The organism is Mesorhizobium sp. WSM3866 (genome assembly GCF_002294795.1).
GTDB lineage: Bacteria > Pseudomonadota > Alphaproteobacteria > Rhizobiales > Rhizobiaceae > Mesorhizobium.
On the sequence record NZ_NSGC01000009.1, the window covers coordinates 173,016 to 194,994 of the forward strand.

The 21,979-nt window shown below is 63.2% G+C and carries 17 protein-coding genes; 10 read left to right on the forward strand and 7 right to left on the reverse strand.

Features of this window, described 5'->3' with window-relative positions:
- The first annotated feature begins 48 nt into the window (after positions 1–48).
- Positions 49–2,061: a BTAD domain-containing putative transcriptional regulator gene (locus CK222_RS21160; RefSeq protein WP_095801687.1), complete on the forward strand. Its 2,013-nt coding sequence runs from the start codon at positions 49–51 to the stop codon at positions 2,059–2,061.
- A 20-nt stretch (positions 2,062–2,081) separates the two neighbouring features.
- On the opposite strand, the gene CK222_RS21165 is transcribed toward CK222_RS21160, so the two are convergent.
- Together CK222_RS21165 and CK222_RS21170 are read right to left on the reverse strand one after the other, a co-directional pair.
- Positions 2,082–3,563: an aspartate aminotransferase family protein gene (locus tag CK222_RS21165; protein WP_095801836.1), complete on the reverse strand. Its 1,482-nt coding sequence runs from the start codon at positions 3,561–3,563 to the stop codon at positions 2,082–2,084.
- A 78-nt stretch (positions 3,564–3,641) separates the two neighbouring features.
- On the reverse strand, positions 3,642–4,727 hold the full coding sequence (locus tag CK222_RS21170) for a pyridoxal-phosphate dependent enzyme (protein WP_095801688.1): 1,086 nt from the start codon (positions 4,725–4,727) through the stop codon (positions 3,642–3,644).
- Positions 4,728–4,898: 171 nt separating this feature from the next.
- Here CK222_RS21170 and CK222_RS21175 point away from each other — a divergent pair, with 171 nt between their 5' ends.
- Positions 4,899–6,965 carry a BTAD domain-containing putative transcriptional regulator gene (locus tag CK222_RS21175; RefSeq protein WP_095801689.1) on the forward strand — a complete coding sequence of 689 codons (2,067 nt, stop codon included), beginning with the start codon at positions 4,899–4,901 and terminating at the stop codon, positions 6,963–6,965.
- Between the two features lie 150 nt (positions 6,966–7,115).
- On the opposite strand, the gene CK222_RS21180 is transcribed toward CK222_RS21175, so the two are convergent.
- The 5 genes from CK222_RS21180 to CK222_RS33400 form a co-directional block, all read right to left on the reverse strand.
- The gene (locus tag CK222_RS21180; RefSeq protein ID WP_095801690.1) at positions 7,116–8,153 is read right to left on the reverse strand and encodes an MBL fold metallo-hydrolase; all 1,038 of its coding nucleotides are present in this window, start codon (positions 8,151–8,153) and stop codon (positions 7,116–7,118) included.
- A 107-nt stretch (positions 8,154–8,260) separates the two neighbouring features.
- The gene (gene choV, locus CK222_RS21185) at positions 8,261–9,442 is read right to left on the reverse strand and encodes a choline ABC transporter ATP-binding protein (RefSeq protein ID WP_095777280.1); all 1,182 of its coding nucleotides are present in this window, start codon (positions 9,440–9,442) and stop codon (positions 8,261–8,263) included.
- On the reverse strand, positions 9,439–10,293 hold the full coding sequence (gene choW / locus CK222_RS21190; RefSeq protein ID WP_066994259.1) for a choline ABC transporter permease subunit: 855 nt from the start codon (positions 10,291–10,293) through the stop codon (positions 9,439–9,441). The genes choV and choW overlap by 4 nt, the downstream gene beginning before the upstream one ends.
- Positions 10,294–10,414: 121 nt before the next feature.
- Positions 10,415–11,350, reverse strand: a complete 936-nt coding sequence (locus CK222_RS21195; RefSeq protein ID WP_066994256.1) for a choline ABC transporter substrate-binding protein — start codon at positions 11,348–11,350, stop codon at positions 10,415–10,417.
- 23 nt (positions 11,351–11,373) lie between these two features.
- Positions 11,374–11,496, reverse strand: a complete 123-nt coding sequence (locus CK222_RS33400) for a hypothetical protein (RefSeq protein WP_259979959.1) — start codon at positions 11,494–11,496, stop codon at positions 11,374–11,376.
- 87 nt (positions 11,497–11,583) lie between these two features.
- On the opposite strand from CK222_RS33400, the gene CK222_RS21200 reads away from it, so the two are divergent.
- The 8 genes from CK222_RS21200 to CK222_RS21235 all read left to right on the forward strand — a co-directional run bounded on the left by CK222_RS21200 (position 11,584) and on the right by CK222_RS21235 (position 21,867).
- Complete coding sequence (locus CK222_RS21200; RefSeq protein WP_095801691.1) at positions 11,584–12,195, forward strand: thymidine kinase; 612 nt, start codon at positions 11,584–11,586, stop codon at positions 12,193–12,195.
- 336 nt (positions 12,196–12,531) lie between these two features.
- Positions 12,532–13,620, forward strand: coding sequence for a hypothetical protein (locus tag CK222_RS21205; RefSeq protein ID WP_095801837.1), 1,089 nt, complete (start codon positions 12,532–12,534; stop codon positions 13,618–13,620).
- A gap of 34 nt (positions 13,621–13,654) precedes the next feature.
- Positions 13,655–14,800: a hypothetical protein gene (locus CK222_RS21210; RefSeq protein ID WP_095801692.1), complete on the forward strand. Its 1,146-nt coding sequence runs from the start codon at positions 13,655–13,657 to the stop codon at positions 14,798–14,800.
- Between the two features lie 24 nt (positions 14,801–14,824).
- A complete protein-coding gene (locus tag CK222_RS21215) occupies positions 14,825–16,735 on the forward strand; it encodes an ATP-binding protein (RefSeq protein ID WP_095801693.1) in 1,911 nt (636 codons plus the stop codon).
- Between the two features lie 102 nt (positions 16,736–16,837).
- On the forward strand, positions 16,838–17,254 hold the full coding sequence (locus tag CK222_RS21220) for a DUF559 domain-containing protein (RefSeq protein WP_095801694.1): 417 nt from the start codon (positions 16,838–16,840) through the stop codon (positions 17,252–17,254).
- Between the two features lie 109 nt (positions 17,255–17,363).
- On the forward strand, positions 17,364–18,671 hold the full coding sequence (locus CK222_RS21225) for a DUF6638 family protein (RefSeq protein ID WP_095801695.1): 1,308 nt from the start codon (positions 17,364–17,366) through the stop codon (positions 18,669–18,671).
- A 15-nt stretch (positions 18,672–18,686) separates the two neighbouring features.
- Complete coding sequence (locus CK222_RS21230; RefSeq protein WP_095801696.1) at positions 18,687–19,811, forward strand: DUF2333 family protein; 1,125 nt, start codon at positions 18,687–18,689, stop codon at positions 19,809–19,811.
- Between the two features lie 376 nt (positions 19,812–20,187).
- Positions 20,188–21,867: a formate--tetrahydrofolate ligase gene (locus CK222_RS21235; protein WP_067326468.1), complete on the forward strand. Its 1,680-nt coding sequence runs from the start codon at positions 20,188–20,190 to the stop codon at positions 21,865–21,867.
- Positions 21,868–21,979 lie beyond the last annotated feature (112 nt).

Below are 21,979 nucleotides of genomic sequence, written 5' to 3' on the forward strand. Positions count from 1 at the left end.
GGCGGCGGGACATGGTATTCTGCTTAACGCTGTTTCACGGGGCCCCGGATGTACATTCGATTGCTTGGCGGCATCGAGGTTGTCTCCGCAGGCGGGCAACCTCTGCACTTCGCGACGCGCAAGACGTCGCTGCTCTTTGCCGCGCTGGTTCTGGCCGGCCCGAAAGGGCTTCGCCGCGAGAAGGTGGCGGCGATGCTGTGGACCGGCAGCGGCGAGCAGCAGGCGCGAAACAGCCTGCGCCAGGCCCTGGTCGACATCAGGCGGCTGTTTCCGTCCACCGGCAACGAGGCCATTCGCATCGAAGGCAATGCCGACACCATCTGGGTGGTGGCGAATGACAACGAGGCCGACATCTGGATTTTCGACCGGAACTGCCAGGCCGATGACGGCGCGAGCCTCGCGGCAGCTGCCGACCTGTACCGGGGTGACCTGCTCGACGGACTGCCATCCCCCGGCGAAATCGACGAATGGCTTGCGCCGCTTCGGGCGAACTACACCCGCAAGGCGTTGGACCTGGCCGAACGGCTGAGCCTCCTGCCGGAACTCGGTGAACGCGAGGAGCAGGCCTGCGAAAGACTGGCTGAGCGGCTAGTGACGTCCGACCCATGCGCCGAGCAGGCCCACCGCGCCCTGATCCGCGTCTTCCGCCGCCACGGCCGCACCAACGACGCCTTTCGCCAGTTCCTGGCCTGTAAGGAAGCGCTCAAGCGCGAGCTCGGTGTCGAGCCTGAGGAAGCGACGCGGGCGCTGATCGAACGCATCGAGGCGCCAATGGAGCTGAAGGGTTCGATAGCCGACTATGGCCAACCCGAGGCCGAACTTTCCCGCCTGGAAGCGAAGGCGCCTCGCTCTGTCGTTTCGGTGCCGGAAAAGCCGTCGATCGCGGTCCTGCCGTTCCAGAACATGAGCGGCGACGCCGAGCAGGAATATTTCACTGACGGCGTTGTCGAGGAGATCACGACGGCGCTGTCGCATGTCAGCTGGCTGTTCGTGATCGCGCGGAATTCTGCCTTCGCCTACAAGGGCCAGGCGGTTGACGTCACCCGCGTGGCACGCGAGCTCGGGGTGCGCTATGTGCTGGAGGGCAGTGTCCGCAAGGCCGGCAGCCGGCTTCGGGTGGCAGGTCAGCTTATCGAGGCGTCGGCGGGAGTAAATCTCTGGGCCGACCGCTTCGAAGGCGATGTCTCGGAAGTGTTCGAACTGCAGGACCTCGTTGCCTCCAGTGTCATCGGCGCAATTTCACCCAGACTCGAACAGGCCGAGATGGCGCGCGCCAAGCGCAAGCCCACCGAGAGCCTCGACGCTTATGACCACTATCTGCGCGGCATGGCGAGCCTTTACCGCTGGACGAGAGAAGGGCTGGAGGAGGCGTTGCCACAGTTCTACAGGGCCATCCAGCTCGACCCCGATTTTGCCGCCGCGGAAGGCGCTGCCGCCTGGTGCTATTTCTGGCGCATGGCGAATGGCTGGATGATCGACCGGCAGAAGGAAACAGCCGAGGTATCCAGGCTGGTCGGCGACGTGGCTATCGCCGGCAAGGACGATGCGGTGGCGCTGGCTTTCAGCGGCCTGGCGCTGGGTTATGTCACCGGCGATTACGAGGCCGGATCGGCACTGGCCGACCGCGCGCTCGTGCTCAACCCGAACTGCGCAGCCGCCTGGAGCGCCAGCGGCTGCCTCAAGGCCTGCCATGACGACCCGGACATCGCAATCGAGCACATGTCGCGGGCAAGGCGGCTGAGCCCGCTCGATCCGCTGACCTTCTTTATGCAGACCTTCACTGCCTTCGCTCACTTCGTGGCCGGCCGCTACGACGCCGCCTGGCCGCTCGCCGAGGCGGCGTCGCGCGCGCAGCCCTATTATCTCACCGGCCTGCGTGTGGCGGCCGCCAGCAACGCCATGGCCGGCAGGCTGGATGCCGCGAGCAGGCACATCGCGCGCTCGCTGGAGCTCGACCCGCAACTGAAGCTTTCCAACCTCAAGCATCGGGTAGGGCAGATCAGGCCAGAATATTTCGCCAAATATGTCGAGGCGCTACGGCTAGCCGGCCTCCCGGAATGACATGTCTTGGCGCTCTCTCGTCAGTCTGGTAGCGCCGCGGTCTTGATTTCCGCTCCGATGCGAAGCGTCTCACGCAGCAGGAGATCGAGGTCGTCGCGGCGGGTGCGGTGGTTGGTGATCGCGACCCGCAGGCAGTGCTGCCCGTGCACCGTGGTGTCTGACACGGCTGCAATGCCTTCTTCCTGCAGCCTGAGCATGATTTCGGTGTTGAACGACTTGAGCTGTTCCTCGGAGGCGCCGTCCAGGCGATGGCGGAAGCAGACGATGTTGATGGTGGTCGGCGCCGTCAGCTCAAGCGCCGCCTCGACCCGGATCAGCTCGGTCAGATAGCCGGCCTGGGCGATGTTCTGGTCGATCAGCCGCCCGAATTTCTCGATGCCATGCTCCTTGAGCGACATCCAGATCTTGAGCGCGCGAAAACCGCGCGATGTCTGCAGGCCATAGTCGTGCAGCCATTGCCCTGAGGCGAGGCCACGCGGCGTCGATTCCAGATATTCCGGCGTGACGGCGAAGGCGTTGCGGTGGGCGACGGCGTCGCGAACCAGCGCACAGCCCGCTTCGAAGGGCGCGTGCAGCCATTTGTGCGGGTCGAGCGCGACGGAATGGGCGCGTTCGATGCCGGCGACGAGCGATCTGTTTTCAGGCGCGAGGGCGATCAGGGCGCCGATGCAGCCATCGACATGAAACCAGAGGTCTTCCTCTGCCGCCAACACGGCCAGCGCCCGCAAGTCGTCGATCGCGCCCGTGTTGACGGTTCCTGCGGTGCCGATGATGCAAGCCGGCTTGAAACCTGCCGCGCGGTCTTCCGCGATGGCGGTCTTGAGCGCATCGACATCGATGCGCAGATCGGCGTCGGTCGAGACCCGCCGCAGCGCCCGGTTGCCGAGGCCGAGCGCTTCCATGGCCTTGCGGTGGCAGGAATGGACCTGGTCCGAGGCGTAGAAGCGCAACGGTTTTGGGATCGCCCCGACACCCCTTTCGCGCACGTCGACGCCTGCTTTGGCATTGCGCGCCACGGTCAAACCGATGAGGTTGGCCATCGAGCCGCCGCTGACAAGCGTGCCGCTGGCCGAAGCCGGGAAGCCCACCATCTCCTTGCACCAGTCGACCACCTGGCTGTCCATCAGCCCGGCGGCGTGATTGCCGCCGCCGAGGTTCGAGCCCTGGATCGCCGCCAGGAAATCGCCCAGCGCGCCCGTGAAATTGCTCGAGCCCATATACCAGGACCAGAAGCGCGGATGGATGTTGCCCATCGGATAGGCCATGACGTTGCGGGCGACATCGCCATAGACGTCGGCTATCGGTGCCGGCGAGCGCGGCAGCGGCGCCGAGAAGAAGGCGCGAACCTCGACCGGCATTTGGCGCCACACCGGACGGTCCCGGACATCCTTGAGATAAGCGACGGCATCCTCGACGATCCGATGCGACAGGGCCTGCATCTCAGCCCAGTCTGGCGGGTCGAGCGTCTCATCCATCACCGCTGCTTCCTGCAAAGTGTCCATTCGCTGCTCCCCCGCCATCATTCCTGGATCGTCGCGCGGCGCCGCCATCCGAGTGGACAGCAGCGCCGCGATTTGTCCTCAGGCGTCGAACCGGCAGCCTGGTGTGGAGCGCGACAGTGCCGTCTCCTCGACATCCATCTCAGCCTCGATGCCGTCGAAGAGCGGGGTCGACATGTAGCGCTCGCCGGTGTCGGGCAGCATGCACAAGATCACCGAGCCAGCCGGAGCGGTGCCCGCGATCTGGCGCGCGACGGCGAAGGTGGCGCCGCCTGAAATGCCGGTGAAGATGCCTTCCTGCTGCGCCAGGGCCTTGGCCCATTTAATGCCCTCCGGGCCGGCGATCGGCACCACATCGTCATAGTAGCGCTTGTCGATCGCCTCCTGCAGCACGTTGGGGATGAAGTCCGGCGTCCAGCCCTGGATCGGATGCGGCTCGAAGGCCGGATGGCTGGCGGACGGCGCACCGCCCTGGCCACGCTCCTGCGGCTTGCCGCTGCCGATAAGCTGCGCGTTCGCCGGTTCGGCAAGCACGATGCGGACATCCGGCCGCTCGCGGCGCAGCACCCGGCCGACGCCGGCCACGGTCCCGCCGGTGCCGTAGCCGGTGACCAGCACGTCGAGGCGCGACCCTGCGAAATCGTTGATGATCTCGCGCGCCGTGGTCGCCTCGTGGATGGCGGCATTGGCTTCCGTCTCGAACTGGCGCGCCAGGAACCAGCCGTTGGCGTTGGCGAGTTCCACCGCCTTCTTGTACATCCCGAAACCCTTCTGGGCGCGCGGCGTCAGCACCACCTTGGCGCCAAGCATGCGCATCAGCTTGCGGCGCTCGATCGAGAAGCTGTCGGCCATCGTCACCACCAGCGGGTAGCCCTTCTGCGCGCAGACCATGGCAAGGCCGATACCGGTGTTGCCGCTGGTCGCCTCGACGACGGTCTGGCCCGGCTTCAGCTTGCCGCTACGCTCGCCTTCCTCGATGATGTTGAGCGCCAGCCGATCCTTCACCGAGGCCGCCGGATTGAAGAACTCGGCCTTCACATAGATGGTCGCGTGGCCGGGGCCGAGATTGTTGATACGGATGACCGGCGTGTCGCCGACGGTGTCGAGAATGCTGTCGAACAGCCGGCCGCGACCGGCAGTGGTCCTGATTTTCAACTTCTGCAACATGGGCTTTTCTCCTCGCGATCTCACGCGCCGGTTACAGACCGGCGGCTTGGGCGGCGCGGTTTCGACACCTTGCCGCGTTAGGTTGCTTGACCTGCCGCGAATGCGGCAACGGCGGCATTCCGGCATGGAATTGGGCTGCCGGATGCTTCCTGTCGTCTTTGGTGATAGAACATGGACCAACTGGTGAGCGTTGGAGAAAGCGTGGGAACATACGTGGAATCCAGCCGATCGAGCCCGAACGACACTGCCGCCGCCCTGTCCTTGCGACTGCTTGGGCAACTGACGATCGCGCGTGGCGGCGAGCCGGTTAAATTGCCTTCTTCGCGCAAGTTGCGCGCGTTGCTGGCCTATCTGGCGCTCGCGCCACATCCCGTCAGCCGCAGCCGGCTTTGCGAGCTTCTGTGGGACGTGCCGAACGATCCTCGCGGCGAGCTTCGCTGGTGCCTGAGCAAGCTTCGCGGCGCGCTTAACCAACCGGGCCGGCAGAGGGTCGAGACCGAGGGCGACACCGTGGCGCTTCGTCTTGCCGATACGAACGTCGATGCCGTCGAAGCCGCCGCAGCGGTCGCCGAAGGGATCGAGACGCTCAGCCTCGGGCGTCTTCGGACGCTTGCGCAGCTCTTCGCCGGCGATTTCCTTGACGGGCTGGAGCTCGATCGGAGCCCGCATTTCACCAGTTGGCTGACCGCGCAACGCCGCCGTTTCAGCTCGTGCCACATCGCCGTTCTGGAGCACATCATCGGCCTGCTCCCCCAGGGAGCCGATGAAGCGGGCGCCTATCTGGACAGATGGCTGGAACTCGCGCCCTTCGATGGCCGCGCCCATGTGGCGCTGCTGGAAAACCTTGCGCGGCGGGGACAGATCGGCGCCGGTGAGGAGCATATTGCAACCGCGGCGGAACTCTTCCGCTCCGAGGAGCTGGATGTCGCTCCGTTGCGGGAAGCATGGCACGAGATCAAGGCACGCCATTCCAGCGCAACGCCATGCGCGCGATCCGGACTAGCTCTTCCGGCCCCACAAGCACCGATCGTTGCCGTCGAATCCGAACCCGCATCGGTGCGCCGGGCCTCGTTGGCGGTGATGCCGTTCGCGGAAAGCGCCGTCAATTTCCGTGGCGGGCTTGCCGATGGCTTGACCCACGACATCATAACGCGGCTCGCCAAGCTTCGCGATTTCTTCGTCATTGCCCGCGGATCGGTTTTCGCGCTGGCCGAGAAGGACATCGCGCCGGAGGACGCCGGGCGCCGGCTGAATGTCGACTATGTGGCGACAGGCTCGGTCCGCAGCCTTTCGGGCAGGGTGATCGTCTCGGTCGAGCTCGTCGAGGTCCGCACCGCGAGGATTGTGTGGGCCGAGACCTTCGAGCACAGGCTGGACGAGATCTTCACGGTGATAGACGACATCGGCAACAGCATCGTCTCTTCGATCGCCGCCGAGATCGCGACCGTCGAGCGAAACCGGGCAATGCTTAAGGCGCCGAATTCGCTGAATGCGTGGGAAGCCTATCATCGCGGGCTCTGGCACATGTACCGCTTCACCCGCCAGGAAAACGAACTGGCGCAGCAGTTCTTCAATGACGCCCTGAAGCTCGACCCGACCTTCGCCCGAGCCTATGCAGGCCTCTCCTTCACGCATTGGCAGAATGCCTTTCAGCGTTGGGGCGATCGCGACCGTGAGGCGTCGCTGGCTTTTGCAACTGCCGGTCACAGCCTCCTGGTCGATGACCGCAATCCGGCCGCGCACTGGGCGATGGGCCGCGCCTTGTGGCTGCGCGGCGAGCAGGACGGCTCGCTGCTTGAGCTGGCGAAGGCCGTCGACCTCAGCCCGAACTTCGCGCTCGGCCACTATGCCCTGTCCTTTGTCCATTCGCAGTCGGGCGATCCGCAATCTGCGATCGGCTCCTCCGATCACTCGCGCCATCTCAGCCCCTTTGACCCATTGCTGTTCGGCATGATGGGCGCGCGGGCCATGGCCCATGCACGCTTGGGCGAATACGATGAAGCCGCCGAATGGGCGCTGAAAGCTGCGGCTAGGCCCAACGCGCATGTCATCATCCTGGCGATCGCCGCGCATTGCCTGGCGCTGGCCGGCCGCCAGGACGAGGCACGAAACTTCGCCGCCGCGATCCGCACCACGTGGCCCGACTATCGGGCGGACGATTTCATCGCCACCTTCCGCTTCGACCGGGACGGCGAAGCCCTGTTCCGCAGAGGCGCGAAGCTGATCGGATTGAATTGATTTTCTGGCACATCCAAGGGCGTGTTGCGATTGAGGTCAGGCCGAGCCGAGAATGGCGGGTTCCGAGAACCTGAGCGGAGCGTAGTTGAAGTACACGAGCACCAGGAAACGCGCGTTTGCAGGCCGGCATCACCTGAATATCGACAGGTCTCAGTGCATCAGCGGACCGCTGGCCTTCCGCCACGCATCGATGCCGCCCTCGATGTGGCGGGCGCTCGATATCCCGCGGTCCTGCGCCGCCTGCACGGCCATCGCCGAGCGCTCGCCGAAGGCGCAATAGAACAGGATCTGCTTGGCTGTCGATTTCGCCAGCTCGTGCAGCATGCCGCCGGCGGCGATATTCTCCTGCAGCCGCGCATAGGGCAGATGGATCGCGCCGGGGATGACGCCGTGGCGATCCCGTTCGGATTGCTCGCGCAGATCGATCAGCGCCACGTCGGGCCGACCGACCAGCGCCAGCGCCTGTTCGGCGGTTACTGCCCAGCCGCGGCTGGCGATGTCGTCCTGATGCAGCCCCACCCGCATGTTGGCCGGCACGGCCACATCCATCATCTTCGGATTGGACAGCTTCAGGTTGTTCATGATGTTCACGTATTCGTCCACCGACTTCACCTGCAGGCGCGGATTGAAGGCCTTTTCCTCGCCGATCGTCGACACGGTTTCGCCCTTGTAGTCGTGTGCCGGAAAGATCAGCGTCTCGTCGGGAAGCTTGAGCAGTCGGCCGAAGATCGATTCGTATTGCTGGCGCGGATCGCCGTTCTGGAAGTCGGTGCGGCCGGTGCCGCGAATGAGCAGCGTGTCGCCGGTGAAGACGCGGTCCGGCAGGACGAAGCTGTAGGAATCGTCGGTGTGGCCGGGCGTATAGACGACGTCCAGCGCCAGCCCCTCGATGGCAAGCTTGTCGCCGTCGGCAAGCCGCATCGACACAACGTCGGCCTTGGTCTGCTCACCCATCACGGTGACGCAATGCGTCCTGTCGCGCAGCGCGCCGAGCCCGGTGATGTGGTCGGCATGAAGATGTGTGTCGACCGCTTTGACCAGTCTGAGGTCGAGCTCGTTGACCAGTTGCAGGTAGCGTTCGACCTTCTCCAGCACCGGATCGATGATCAGTGCCTCGCCGCCGCGGCGGCTGGCGAGGAGATAGGAATAAGTGCCCGAAACGGAATCGAAAAGCTGACGGAAGATCATTTTATCGGCCCCATGCGCGAGCGGCCCACCCCGGCTGCCGACCAAGTCTAGATCAAGCATGAGGTGCCCGCCAGCGAACACTTCATGCTTGAGTTAAGGCCGAGCTCCTACCGCCTGAGCACCGCGCTCAGCACGTCGCGGATGCCGATCGCGCCGACGAAGCGCGAGCCTTCGTCGAACAGCGCCACCGGTGCCGTCTGCGAGCGGTGCATGGCGAGCATCACCGTCTTCAGCGACGTGCCGGGATTGGCCCAGAACACCTGCGCACCCTCCTCCGGCTGCCTCTCGACCTCGGCGCAGGATACCCACACCGCCGGCTTGCCGTCGCGTTCGGCCGCCGCCACCAGGCCATGCTCGTCGATCTTGAAGCGCGTCGTCTTGCGCCGGTCGAGCCAGACCCAGCCATTCTCGCCCTGCTCGAGATCGCGGCGGTCGCGCATCACGTTCCAGGCGGTGAGCACCGAGAGCGGATTCACATTGGCGATGAAGTCGCGGACATAGTCGTTGGCCGGCCTGAGCACGATGTCTTCCGGCGCGCCGGTCTGGACGATGCGCCCGCCTTCCATGATGGTGATGTGGCTGCCGATCTTCAGCGCCTCCTCGAGGTCATGGCTGACGAAGATGATGGTCTTCTTCAGCGCCGCCTGGAGCTGCAGGAGTTCGTCCTGCAGCTTGGTGCGGATCAGCGGATCGAGGGCCGAGAACGGCTCGTCCATCAACAGGATCGGCGCCTCGGTGGCGAAGGCGCGGGCGAGGCCGACGCGCTGCTGCATGCCGCCAGAAAGTTCATGCGCGTATTTCTTCGACCACTGGTCGAGATGGACCAGCTGGAGCTGCTTCTGCACCCGTGCCTTGCGCTCGGCCTCCGGCACGCCGGCGAGCTCCAGGCCGAAGCCGACATTCTCCTCGACCGTTCGCCACGGTAGCAGGCCGAACTGCTGGAACACCATCGCCACCTGCTTCTGCCGCAGACGTCTCAGTGTCGGCTCATCGCAGGTGACCACGTCGACCGTGCGGTCGCCGTCATTGACCAGCACTTGGCCGCGCGACACCACGTTCAACCGGTTGACGGCTCTCAGCAGCGTCGACTTGCCGGAGCCGGAAAGGCCCATCAGCACCGAGATCTCGCCCTCATGCACGGTGAGGTTGGCGCCGGCGCAGCCCAGCACGTTGCCGGTCTTTTCGAGGATTTCGGCGCGGGTTGCGCCCTGGTCGATCAGCGCGAGGGATTGCGCCTGGTCGGCACCGAAGACGATATCGACATTCTTGAAATCGACGGCGACGGTCATTTCTTGCCTCCAACGCCGATGCGGGTCATGCGATCGAGCACGATGGCGAGCACGACGATGGCAAGGCCTGCTTCAAGCCCGAGGTCGATCTTGCGGGAGCCCAGCGCGCGGTTGATTTCGGTGCCGAGACCGCCGGCGCCGATCAGCGCCGCGAACACCACCATCGACAGCGACAGCATGATCGACTGGGTCAGCCCCGCCATGATCGTGGGCAGCGCCGAGGGCAATTCGACCTTCCACAGAAGCTGGTTCTTGGTGGCGCCGAAGGACTCGCCCGCCTCGATGATCGCCTTGGGCACCGAGACAATGCCGAGATGGGTGAGACGCACCGCCGTCGGGATGACGAAGATGATGGTGACGATGAGGCCGGGCGCGTTGCCCAGCCCGAACAGCGTCAGCACCGGGATCAGGTAGACGAAGGTCGGCAGCGTCTGCATCAGGTCAAGCACCGGCAGCATCACGCGGTAGACCTTCGGCTTGTGCGCCGCCCAGATGCCGAGCGGCACGCCGATCGCCATTGCCATGGCGGCGGCGGCCACCACCAGCACCAGGGTCTGCACCGTCTGCTTCCAGAGGTTCTGGTTAATGATGAAGATGAGGCCGATGAAGACGCCGATGGCGAGCGGCCGCGAGCGTTGCAGGAACCAGGCGATGACGGCGACGACCAGCGCCAGCAGAACCGGCGGCAGCATCAGCAGGAGGTCCACCGCCCCGTCGAGGATGAAGTTCAGGCCGTTCGAAAAGGCCCTGAAGACGGTATCGAAATTCTCGGTGAGGAAGCCGAAGAAGGCCTTGCCCCATGGACCTATGGGAATCTTGTAGGCGACCAGAAATTTCGAGATCGGATCCATCTTTCCCCTCTTTGATCCTTGCCGCCCTTGCCGAGCGGTCACCTTCTCACAGCATATGAAAAAGGGCAGCCTTTTCCAGCGGCTGCCCCTTTCCGGAGATCATGCCGGACTCAAAGCCGGCTCAGCTCCCGAGCGCGGTCTTGATGGCCGCAGCCGCATCGCCGCCGTCGAAGGTGGTCACGCCGGCGATCCAGGGCGCGATCGCGTCCGGATGCTTCTTCAGCCAGTCGGTGGCGACCGTCTGGGCATCGCCGCCTTTCAGGATCGCGTCCATCATCTCGCCTTCCATGTCGAGATTGAATTTCAGGTTGGAGATGAACTTGCCGGCATTCGGGCACTCGGTGGTGTAGCCCTTGCGCGTGTTCGTATAGACGGTGGCGGCGCCGAAACCGCTGTCGCCCATCCCGTCGAGATAGGTGATCTTCATGGCGCCCATCACCGGATGCGGCGTCCAGCCGAGGAAGGCGATCCACTCATTGTTCTTCATCGACTGCTCGGCCTGCGTCAGCATGCCGGCTTCCGAGGACTCGACCAGCTCGAAGCCTTCGAGATTGTCCTTCGGGTTCTTGATCATGTCGAGGATGATGCGGTTGCCGTCATTGCCGGCCTCGATGCCGTAGATCTTGCCGTTGAACTTGTCCTTGAACTTGCCGAGATCGGTCAGTGTCTTGACGCCCGCATCGGCGACATAGGTCGGCACGACGATGCCGTAGCCGGCGCCGGTCAGGTTGGTGCTTACCGTCTCGACCGAGCCGTCGGCGGTATAGTCCTTGATGTCATTGGTCATCGACGGCATCCAGTTGCCGAGAAAGACGTCGAGGTCCTTGTTCTTCAGCGACGCATAAGTCACCGGCACCGAAAGCTGGATCACCTGCGGCTCGTAGCCGAGCGCGGTGAGCAGCACCGAAGCCACCCCGGTGGTTGCCTGGATATCGGTCCAGCCGACATCGGACAGTCGCACGGCCTTGCAGCTCGCCGGATCGCCGGCATAGGCCGCGGTCGTGGACAGAAGCGCCGCCAGCCCGAGGCCGGCGACGAAGGATTTCATACGCGACATGAACTTTCTCCCATTGCGGTTTTTTAAAGCGGCGCGAAGTCACGGTTCTTGCGCCCGCCTTGTTTCGCCAGCCAAACACCATTTTGATGCGGTTTCAAGCGGTTCCACACCGCGATCAACGGCGCGCGCTTGCCATTCAGCGACATGCCGCGCTTTCCGGCGGGCCCGCTTTTTTGGTGGAAGGAGCCCGCGGCCCCTTCCCCGCCCCGCAGCAATTGAGCTTAAACACCCATATGGCCAAGCTCTACTTCAACTACGCAACGATGAATGCCGGCAAGACGACGATGCTCCTGCAGGCATCCTACAACTATCGCGAACGCGGCATGACGACGATGCTGTTCGTCGCCGGCCATTATCGCAACGGCGACAAGGGACTGATCTCGTCGCGCATCGGTCTCGAGACCGAGGCCGAGATGTTCCGCGACGGCGACGATCTCTACGCCCGCGTCGCCGAGCATCATGAGCACACCACCGTGCATTGCATATTCGTCGACGAGGCGCAGTTCCTCGAGGAGGAGCAGGTCTGGCAGTTGGCCCGCATCGCCGACCGGCTGAACATCCCGGTCATGTGCTACGGCCTGCGCACCGATTTCCAAGGCAAGTTGTTTTCCGGCTCGCGCGCGCTGCTCGCCATCGCCGACGATCTGCGCGAAGTGCGCACCATCTGCCGCTGCGGCCGCAAGGCGACGATGGTCGTTCGCCTCGGTCCCGACGGCAAGGTGGCAAAGCAAGGCGAGCAGGTGGCGATCAGCAAGGACGTCTATGTCTCGCTCTGCCGCCGGCACTGGGAAGAGGAAATGGGCAGGGCTGCGCCCGACGACTTCATCGGCTTTGCCCGCAACTGAGACGGGGAGCCTCGCGACTTCCGACTAAGTTGGGCAATCGCTGCCATGCGCCGGCTGATGGCCGCTTGATTGCCACGACCCGCCACAAGAGATTTTGCACACTTCCCAGCGCCGCAGCTTGTCCGCAAATACAAGAGCTTAAGGCATACCAGCTAAAGCTGCCTGAATGCGGCGCGCATTACTCTGGCCATGAGCATGCTTGCCTTATCTTTCAAGGACCTGGCCAATTCTTTTGTTTTGCCACGTCTCCCTGTCTTCCTTCTTTCAATCGCTTGAGCCCCCACATATATTCGGCGACGTGCGACACGAAACCGGATGCCGAAGCGGGAGGCCCCTATGGCGACGTTGCAGAATTTCGATGCCGAAATTGCCAAGACCAAGCAGGTCGTCGAGGACATGCGCACCAAGATCGAGCAGTCCGGAACCGTGCTCGACACGCTGGCGCAGGCCGACAGGAAGATCGGCGATGCCAATTTCGACCTCGAGAACGCCCGCATCGAGGACGTGCTGAAACAGCAGAAGGTCATGGAAGGCAATATCGCCGACCTGATCATCGGGCTGGAGGACGCCACCAATGTCTTCGGCGCCGAATTCGAGAGCATGAAGAGCTACACCGGCTGGGAAAATCTGGTCGGCGTCTTCTCCGAGCAGCGCAAGCAGCGCATGCGCACCGACCGCGTGCGCAACATGTCGCTCGCCGGCAATTTGCAGGAGCTGCTGGCGAAATCGGACACCATCGTCGGCATCCTGAAAGCCCAGAAGCAGATCCTCGACCAGCGCTACAAGACCTCCGAAGCTAGCCTGTCGCAGGTGATCGAGCGCCGCAAGGCGACCATGACCAACCTCGAGGCGGTGCAGAAACGCATCGAGGAACTCAACCCGATGCTGCTCGACATCGAGAACAAGATCGCCGCCTCGACCAGCCAGAAGGAACGCACCCAGCTCGAGGGCGAGCGTTCGAAGATGGCGACCGAGTACAACGAGAAGCAGGCCAAGGAGCAGGAGCTGCTGGCCGAAAGCCAGACGCTGGAGCGCTACACCTCGATGTTTCAGACGTTTGTCGATTCCCTCAACAACCAGATCGCCGCGCAGTCGACGCTGATCAACAAGCTGACAATCGACACCGAGCAGCGCATCGTGCTCTACAAAGCTCTGGAAGACTCGCTAAAGACGGCCGCCCAGCAGGACGTTGCCCACAAGATCAACACGCTGGGCAGCCAGGTCGACAACACGGCCGAGGAGACGATGGCCGGCATCGGCGCCGCTTCGCAGAAGCACATCGGCGATCTCTTGGAGATGCACGAGAAGAATATGGTGGCCACCGCCGACATCCAGCGCCGCAAGAAACTCGCCGACGACGCCTTCGCCCGCCGCTTCGACGAGGTGATGAAGAAGCACAATTCGGCGAACTACGTGCAGCAGTAGGCGGTGTGACGGCATTCTTCGACACGGCGGTGCCATGACCCCCGAAAATGAAGCGGCGGCGCGCTACTTCTTCGCCATCACCGCAGCGCTGAGCGGGCTCGAACTGTTCATGCGCGACGACCGCTCGCCGCTCTACCGGCACGGCATCGTCGCCAAGATCGTCGCCGAATACATCGCCCGGCTGGAAAACTCATTCGACTGCTGGCGCAACCGGCTGGGCTTCATGGATACGTTCCGCATTTCGCGCGCCGACAGCGGCTATCCGGTGTTCCAGAACCTGCTCGAATTGGAGAACGACCGCCGTCAGGCAGACAGCCGGCTGGCAAACATTCCGCAGGCCGGGGAGTTGCGCGAGGAGATGGCCGACTTCATCCTGCGCCACAAGGAATTCCCTGTGGCGCTGCAAAGGTCGATGGCTGAGCGGCTCTATCTGGAGGGTGTCAAGAGCGAGACCACCTTCGGTCCGTTCACCCTGGCGCAGACGGCCAAAGTCTCGGTCAATCCGAAGACCATGCGGCCTTACTACCTCGTCCACTGGGCCTCGTTCGACGGCAGCGCCAACCTGCCGCTGATCTATATGGTGACGGTCGAGGACTCCTCCGAGAGCATGGTGCGCCAGCTCGTCGACGCCAACGGCAAGCTGAACGAGAAGATCGACATTCCGCTTCCTGTCGATGGCCTGCTCAACCCCGAGCTTGCCCACCGCTTCGACGATTTCACCGAGAAGAATTCCGCCTACACGCTGTCGCCGGCGACCATCGCGGTCAATCTCGACAAGGATTTCGAGCCGCTGCATCCGAAGCAGTTGCGGCGCGTTGTGCTCGGCCCGTTCTATTCGGCCGGGATCACCGAGAACAATTCGACGGTGACCGAGGTTCTGGCCAAGGTGCGCAAGCCGGAGAACGCCTGGCTGCTCACCTGGACCATCCAGGAAGTCTTTTCCAAGTCCGAGAAGCCCGGCCGCAAGGGGCTGTTCTCCAGCGAAAAGTCTACGCAGGAATTCTTCATCAACACCGACGACCTCGAAGCGGCGCGCCAAGGCGTCTCCAGCTACGAGAACCACGCGCTGATCCCGCACGAGGCCTATCAGGCGCTCTATGCCGCGGGCGAAGCGCAGAAGATCTTTTCCGGCTACAAGGTCCACATCCTGTCCAAAGGGCAGGTCATCAGCGATGTGTGACCGTCGAATCGCGGAGTATCCGTAATGGACACCGGGCTGACCACGATCTCGGAATCGACAATCGAAAAGCATCGCGCCACCGCGCAGAGCTTCATCACCCGCATCGTCGTGCTGGAGGATCCATCGCGCGAGTCCGGCACCGCGCTCGCCGGCACCAACCGGCGCTTCGTCTCGACCGTCTCGGCCGGTTCGGTGCGCCGCACGCGCGAGGTCGAACTGTCGAAAACGGTCGCCGCGATCCATCCCGACGACCAGCTGATGAGCATCCCCCAGCACATGCTTCTCTACCGCGCCCGCCGCGGCCTGGCGATCGCGCTGGCCATATCGGATGTCTTTGCCGAAGGATCCGATCTCGAAAGCCTGCAGGCCAAGAACGCGCGTGCCCCGCTCGAAGGCGACGAGGCGGCGACATTCAAGAAGCTGCTGTCGGCCTCCGCCTACGTTTCGGCTTTCAGCTTCGCCTCCTACCTGTTCCAGCTGATCGATAGCGACGGCGAGGCGCCGAACGACAGTCCCGAACCCGACTTCCTGTTCGACACGCCGCAGGACGCGGTGAAGTCGATCGTGGCAGGCCTCGACAAGGCGATTGCCGGCTCCAAGGACGATGCCGATCTGATGACCAGGGCGCGCGCATTCGCCCGCGTCGCCATCGACGGGCTGCTCGCGCGCAAGGGGCGCTTCGACGGCATCGGTCCGTTCGAGAACGCGCATATCCGCATTGATGCCGACGACTTCACCCTCGACGGTTTCGACGTCGCGCCCGGCAAGCGCTTGAAGCCGCTGGTGATGACCTTCAAGAAGCCGGAAGAGGTCGTCGGCAATCACATTGCCAAATACCAGTCGGTAAAGCTTGCCAAGATGCTGATGGCCTATGATTTCGACCGCGAGCTGAACCCCTTCGTGGAGCTCGGCGGCTTTCTGTTCACCTTCATCGGCGACGGCGCGCCAGGCACCGGCAAGACGACGCTGATCCAGATGATCGCCGGCCTCGTCAACAACTACTGTCAGGTCGCCGGCTATCCCTTCGTCTACGAGAATTTCGGGGTCGACCAGATTTCTTCCTACCAGGGCAAGTCCGGCCAGAACTGCCGCCAGTTCATCAACAATGTGCTCAATCCGCGGGCCATCGGTTTCGGCACCATCGACGACATCGACCAGGTGGCGGCGCGCCGCTCCGACGACCGCGCATCCGCCGGCCAGCAGGAGATCACGGGCGTCCTGATGGACGCCTTTGCCGGCGCTTCCACCGTGGTGCGCGGCAACTGCTCCTTCGGCATGTTTTCCAACTACCCCGAAAATGTCGACGATGCGCTGCGCCAGCGCGCCGGCGCCCGCTGGCTGGTCGACGGCCCGCAGAGCCGCGACGACTACATCGACATCTTCGTGCTGCTCGCCGGCAAGAACCACAAGATCCCGCTGGGCGAGCACGAGCTCTATGCCGCGCAGGAAATCCAGCGCGCCGTGACTGCGGCTTATGAGGAGCACGAGAAGCCGCAGGAAGACGGGCTGATGAAGGTCTATGAGCGCTATATGAAGGAGAACGGCGCGCCGAAGACGATGGCCGATATCGGCACCTACCTGCACATGATCAAGAATGCCGAGCCGCGCTTCACCGGCCGCGCCATCAAGAACGTGACCGACGCCATCAAGATGCGCGCCATGGATATCGAGCTCCCGGAAGACTGGTTCGAGAAGCCGGAAGCCTTCATGCACAAGAGCTACGACGACAAGAAGGCGATGATCGAGGAGTTGCGCGGGCCGTTCTCGATGGACATGGTCATGCAGGAGATCAACCGCTACGCCGATTCCGAATTCCGCTACTCCGACAAGTCCGACGACGCGGCGGTCGAGAAGCTTTTGCGCGACGCGCGGCTGCGCGAACGCGCCGTGCGCGAGATGGAGGAGCTGAAGAAGAAGGGGCTTTGGAATGCGTAGGCTTCCTTCGCTGCCCGCAAGTGCGGAAGGATGTGGTGCCAACGTCGGCGCGTCCCTCTCCCCGTCCTTCACGGGGAGAGAGTAAGAGTGAGGGGCAGCGCCGTGCGTGGACCAGAAGTCGCTACAACGAAACGGGCAAGACGCCTCCGGCAGTCGGATAACGACGCGGAAACAGCTCTTTGGATGGAACTGCGCGACAGACGATTGAATGGCCATAAGTTTGTGCGGCAGTTTCCGATAGGCAATTATTTCGCTGATTTTGCCTGCAGGGAGTGCCAGCTCGTTGTCGAGGTCGATGGCAGCCAGCATGCAGGCGACAGCTACGACCAGATCAGGGATCGCTTCCTGATCTCAAACAATTGGTCCGTTCTCCGCTTCTGGAATGTCGATGTCTTGAAGAAGCGGGATGAGGTGCTCGAAACCATACTTGCTGCGATCGAATGCCGTCTCGATTGTCTGATCGAGACGCACGAGCTTCGATTTATTGCTGCCAGCGGCTACGGGGAGACAAATCTTTGATCGTTGGCGCCGCCCCTCACCCTTACCCTCTCCCCGTCAAGAACGGGGAGAGGGGGGCGTCGGCGTTGCCGGTTCGCCTTTCGAGGCTACATCCGTCGGACCTTTGCCAATGACCCGTCCCGCCAAAAAGCCCGACCTTCTGCGCGACAACGAGCTGATCTATGGCAGGCTGCTCGTCGTCGACGAGCCGCATCTCATTCAGCGCTACAACAAGGCTCTCGTCGCCTTCGGCCTCGAGCCGACCAAGCTGACGAGCTTCCAGATCGACCGCACCGGTTTCTCGCCCGAGGTGGCCGAGGAATGTGGCGATTACGGCTATCTCGATCCCAACGAGGTCAACCGCCGCTTCATCATCCTGACGCCGTCGCAGATCGATTTGCCGGTCGTGCACACCGCCTTCTCCAACACCTCGCAGCTGATGTTCGAGTTCATGTCCAAGAACCAGCGTGCCATCGACGCGCTGACCATCAAGGACGTCATCTACGGCGAGATCGAGGACTCCGTCCCCAAGGTCGACGACATCGAGGACCTGCTGTCGATCAATCAGGTCGAGTTCAAGGTATTGTCGGCCGAGGACGTGCTCGGCAAGGCGGCCGAGCTCGGCAAGCTGGTCGACCGGCTGAAGCAGGAACCCGACGCCTGGCGCGACAACGCCATGCTCGAGCGCATGGTCGGCCTCGCCAAGGTCTGCGGCGACATCCGCGAGAACGCGCTGGTGCCCGATCAGGTGATCTTCCGCCACAACGCCTACTGGACCAGCCATTTCGGCGGGCTCTACGTCTTCGTCGACCCCGACATGACGACGGTGATCAGCGATCCGGCTGCGCCCGGCTTCCGCCGCTCGCGGCCCTGGCAGGTGAGCTATCTGTCGATCAACGACGCCGACAAGGTATTCCGCTTCCTCGCCGCCAGGGGCCGTCTTGACCTGCCGCGCGCTTCCTGGATCGAGACCTCGGGCTATCTGGAGCACCGCGCCGAGATGGTGGTGAGGGCACTGATCCGCGATGCCGAGCCCAACCGCAACTTGACGGACGTCGACAAGGTCTGGCTGCAGACCTGGATCCACAGCCATGCCGACCTGATTGCCAGCGAGGGCAATTTCCCTTTCCTCAACGCCGCCAAGCGCGAGATCGCCCAGTTCGGCCACCTGAAGCTTGAAGATGTGCCGCCGCGCCAGCGCTTCCTGGTTGTGCGCGCCAAGCCCGATCATCCCGATGCCTGGCTCACCAATCAGTTGATCTCGGACTTCGTGCCACAGGACTTCGTCTCGCGCTACGTCTTCAATAAACCGGGCTTCTACAAGGACTTCGACGGCTTCAGCGATGCGTGGCGATCGCATGTTGTGGACGTTCTGAAAACCACATATTTGAAGGACAAGGCGGCATTCCGCGCGCGCCTTTACGGCTTGACGGACTGAGGGGGGACGAGAGCCATGCTTGATCCGATCGTGAGTTTCTTCACCCGGATTTTCCAGTGGATCGGCCGCGGCATAGGCTTCGTCGTCGGCATTATTCTCTGGCCGTTCATATGGGCCGGCCGCTGGTACGGCCAGCGCGGCTGGATCCTGAAGGCGGTGGTCGGCCTTGCCTTGCTGGTTTTGATCGGCCTTTACGCCAACTTCTTCTACGCCACCCAGTGGTGGAACAATTTCGACCCGAACTATCCTGACAAATACACCTTCGAGAAGCGCAGCGTCTCGGCCGGCGAGCAGGTCTCCGCCGGCGCTGGCACCGACACCGCCAACACCTGCGGCAACTCAGGGATAGCCCAGGTGGCTGCCGATCTGACGGACTTCAACGTCAACCAGAATGCCTGGGTCTCCTCGATGATCCTTTACAAGCTCGGCTTGTTCGGCATCGACTGGGACCATACGCCGTGGATGGACAACAAGGCCTCTTTTCAGCGCGGCATCAACCAGGCGGTCCGGCGCACCGCCACCGAGCTTGCCGACAATCTCGGCCGCGTGCGCACCACCTCGCAGATCGACGCCGACCTGCAGGATGCACGCGGCAATCTGCAATTCGACGAAGAGACCTGGTATTTCGGCCTCAACCCGTTCGGCCCCAAGACGCCGACGCCGAGCTACTACCGCGACGCGGTGCGCAAGCTGCGCTCCTTCAACGCTCGCCTTGCCAGTTGTCAGGCGACGTTCGATGCCCGCGCCGACAATCTGAAGCAATATATCGACCGCATCGCCAGCGACATCGGCTCGACCTCCGCGATCTTGAAGGAGCGCGCCGAGAACCATAATGACGGCTGGTTCGACTTCCGCGCCGACGACCGCTTCTGGTTCGCCTATGGCCAGCTCTACGCCTATTACGGCCTGATGAAAGCGGCGCAGGCCGACTTTGAGGACGTGATCAAGGAAAAGCACCTGCAGAATTTGTGGGACACCATGGACGCGCAATTCGTCTCGGCACTGCGCATCCAGCCCTTCATCATCGCCAACGGCCGCGAGGACGGCTGGCTGCTGCCGACGCATCTGACGACCATGGGCTTCTATATCCTGCGCGTGCGCTCCAACATGGTCGAGATCAGCAACGTGCTCAGCCAATAGCGCTGCCGCCACCGCAGCACGGTGGCGGATTTGCGCCGTCGCGTCTGTCGCATTCCGCGCATTGCGCGGCTGTTTTGAGACGGCGGAACGATCCCTGCTCTGGCTTCTATACGCTCGCAACGACCGGGCGCCAAAGACCCTTGGGAAGGTCGACCGGCAACGCATAATTTCTTCACAGGAAACATAGTTGCATGGAAGTTGACGCCGTGACCGCGACAGGGTTAGAACATGCCCTTGCGTCCGGGCGGAAACGCAGAACCGCCCTGTTTCCTCGTTTTCACGCAATTCCGGACGGAAGACCGGCTCACACTTTTCCTGGAATTGCTTTAGTGATCGAACCCGTCCCCTCCACCGCACAATCCAGAGGAAAGCCGTCATGGCCGAAGTGAAGTCCGACATCGAGATCGCGCGCGCCGCCAGGAAGAAACCGATCCAGGAGATCGGCGCCAAGATCGGCATCCCTTACGAGCACCTTTTGCCCTATGGCCACGACAAGGCGAAGGTCTCGGCCGAATTCATCAAATCGGTAAGGGGCAACAAGGACGGCAAGCTGATCCTCGTCACCGCCATCAACCCGACGCCTGCCGGCGAAGGCAAGACGACCACCACGGTCGGCCTCGGCGACGGCCTGAACCGCATCGGCAAGAAGGCGATCGTGTGCATCCGCGAAGCCTCGCTCGGCCCGAACTTCGGCATGAAGGGTGGCGCCGCCGGCGGCGGCCTGGCCCAGGTGGTGCCGATGGACGATATGAACCTCCACTTCACCGGCGACTTCCACGCGATCACCACGGCCCACAACCTACTTTCGGCGCTGATCGACAACCACATCTACTGGGGCAACGAGCTCGGCATCGATACCCGCCGCGTTGCCTGGCGCCGCGTCATGGACATGAACGACCGGGCGCTGCGCGAGATCATCTGCTCGCTGGGCGGCGTCGCCAATGGCTTCCCCCGTGAGGCCGGCTTCGACATCACCGTCGCTTCGGAAGTCATGGCGATCCTGTGCCTTGCCACCGACCTCAAGGATCTCGAGAAGCGCCTCGGCGACATCATCGTCGCCTACCGCCGCGACAAGTCGCCGGTCTATGCCCGCGACCTCAAGGCCGACGGCGCCATGGCCGTGCTTTTGAAGGACGCCATCCAGCCCAACCTGGTGCAGACGCTGGAGAACAACCCGGCCTTCGTGCATGGCGGCCCGTTCGCCAACATCGCGCATGGCTGCAACTCGGTCGTCGCCACCACGACGGCGCTGAAGCTTGCCGACTACGTCGTGACCGAAGCCGGCTTCGGCGCCGACCTGGGAGCCGAAAAATTCTTCGACATCAAGTGCCGCAAGGCCGGGCTCCAGCCGGCGGCCGCCGTCATCGTCGCCACCGTGCGCGCCATGAAGATGAATGGCGGGGTCAAGAAGGAAGATCTCGGCAAGGAAAACATCGAAGCGGTCAAGAAGGGCTGCCTCAACCTCGGCCGTCACATCGAGAACGTGAAGCAGTTCGGCGTGCCGGCGGTGGTGGCGATCAACCACTTCACCACCGACACCGACGCCGAGATCCAGGCGATGAAGGACTTCGTCAAGGCGCAGGGCGCCGAGGCGATCCTGTGCAAGCACTGGGCTCAAGGCTCGGCCGGCATCGAGGACCTGGCGAAGAAGGTCGTCGAGATCGCCGAATCCGGCGCCTCGCAGTTCTCGCCGCTTTACCCGGACGAGATGCCGCTGTTCGAGAAGGTCAACACCATCGTCAAGCGCATCTATCGCGGCGACGAGGCGATCGCCGACAAGTCGATCCGCGACCAGTTGCATGCGTGGGAACAGGCAGGCTACGGCAATCTGCCGGTCTGCATGGCCAAGACCCAGTACTCCTTCTCGACCGACCCGAACCTGCGCGGCGCGCCGACCGGCCATACCGTGCCGGTGCGCGAGGTCAGGCTCTCGGCCGGCGCCGGCTTCGTCGTCATCATCTGCGGCGAGATCATGACCATGCCCGGCCTGCCCAAGTCGCCCTCCTCGGAGAAGATCTTCCTCAATGAGCAGGGCCAGATCGAGGGCCTGTTCTAGGCAGCGTTGGGAGCTGAAACGACCAAGGGCGCCGCACTGCTGCCGCGCCCTTTTTCTTTCGGAGTTGGTGCGGCTAGAGCAGTTCCAGGAAAAGTGTGAGCCGTTTTCCGTC

What these genes read in the sequence shown, in the direction of transcription:
- CK222_RS21160 (WP_095801687.1), top strand. Translation starts at nt 49, where the DNA reads ATGTACATTCGATTGCTTGGCGGCATCGAGGTTGTCTCCGCAGGCGGG.
- CK222_RS21165 (WP_095801836.1), bottom strand. Translation starts at nt 3,563, where the DNA reads ATGGACACTTTGCAGGAAGCAGCGGTGATGGATGAGACGCTCGACCCG.
- CK222_RS21170 (WP_095801688.1), bottom strand. Translation starts at nt 4,727, where the DNA reads ATGTTGCAGAAGTTGAAAATCAGGACCACTGCCGGTCGCGGCCGGCTG.
- CK222_RS21175 (WP_095801689.1), top strand. Translation starts at nt 4,899, where the DNA reads ATGGACCAACTGGTGAGCGTTGGAGAAAGCGTGGGAACATACGTGGAA.
- CK222_RS21180 (WP_095801690.1), bottom strand. Translation starts at nt 8,153, where the DNA reads ATGATCTTCCGTCAGCTTTTCGATTCCGTTTCGGGCACTTATTCCTAT.
- choV (WP_095777280.1), bottom strand. Translation starts at nt 9,442, where the DNA reads ATGACCGTCGCCGTCGATTTCAAGAATGTCGATATCGTCTTCGGTGCC.
- choW (WP_066994259.1), bottom strand. Translation starts at nt 10,293, where the DNA reads ATGGATCCGATCTCGAAATTTCTGGTCGCCTACAAGATTCCCATAGGT.
- CK222_RS21195 (WP_066994256.1), bottom strand. Translation starts at nt 11,350, where the DNA reads ATGTCGCGTATGAAATCCTTCGTCGCCGGCCTCGGGCTGGCGGCGCTT.
- CK222_RS33400 (WP_259979959.1), bottom strand. Translation starts at nt 11,496, where the DNA reads ATGTCGCTGAATGGCAAGCGCGCGCCGTTGATCGCGGTGTGGAACCGC.
- CK222_RS21200 (WP_095801691.1), top strand. Translation starts at nt 11,584, where the DNA reads ATGGCCAAGCTCTACTTCAACTACGCAACGATGAATGCCGGCAAGACG.
- CK222_RS21205 (WP_095801837.1), top strand. Translation starts at nt 12,532, where the DNA reads ATGGCGACGTTGCAGAATTTCGATGCCGAAATTGCCAAGACCAAGCAG.
- CK222_RS21210 (WP_095801692.1), top strand. Translation starts at nt 13,655, where the DNA reads ATGACCCCCGAAAATGAAGCGGCGGCGCGCTACTTCTTCGCCATCACC.
- CK222_RS21215 (WP_095801693.1), top strand. Translation starts at nt 14,825, where the DNA reads ATGGACACCGGGCTGACCACGATCTCGGAATCGACAATCGAAAAGCAT.
- CK222_RS21225 (WP_095801695.1), top strand. Translation starts at nt 17,364, where the DNA reads ATGACCCGTCCCGCCAAAAAGCCCGACCTTCTGCGCGACAACGAGCTG.
- CK222_RS21230 (WP_095801696.1), top strand. Translation starts at nt 18,687, where the DNA reads ATGCTTGATCCGATCGTGAGTTTCTTCACCCGGATTTTCCAGTGGATC.
- CK222_RS21235 (WP_067326468.1), top strand. Translation starts at nt 20,188, where the DNA reads ATGGCCGAAGTGAAGTCCGACATCGAGATCGCGCGCGCCGCCAGGAAG.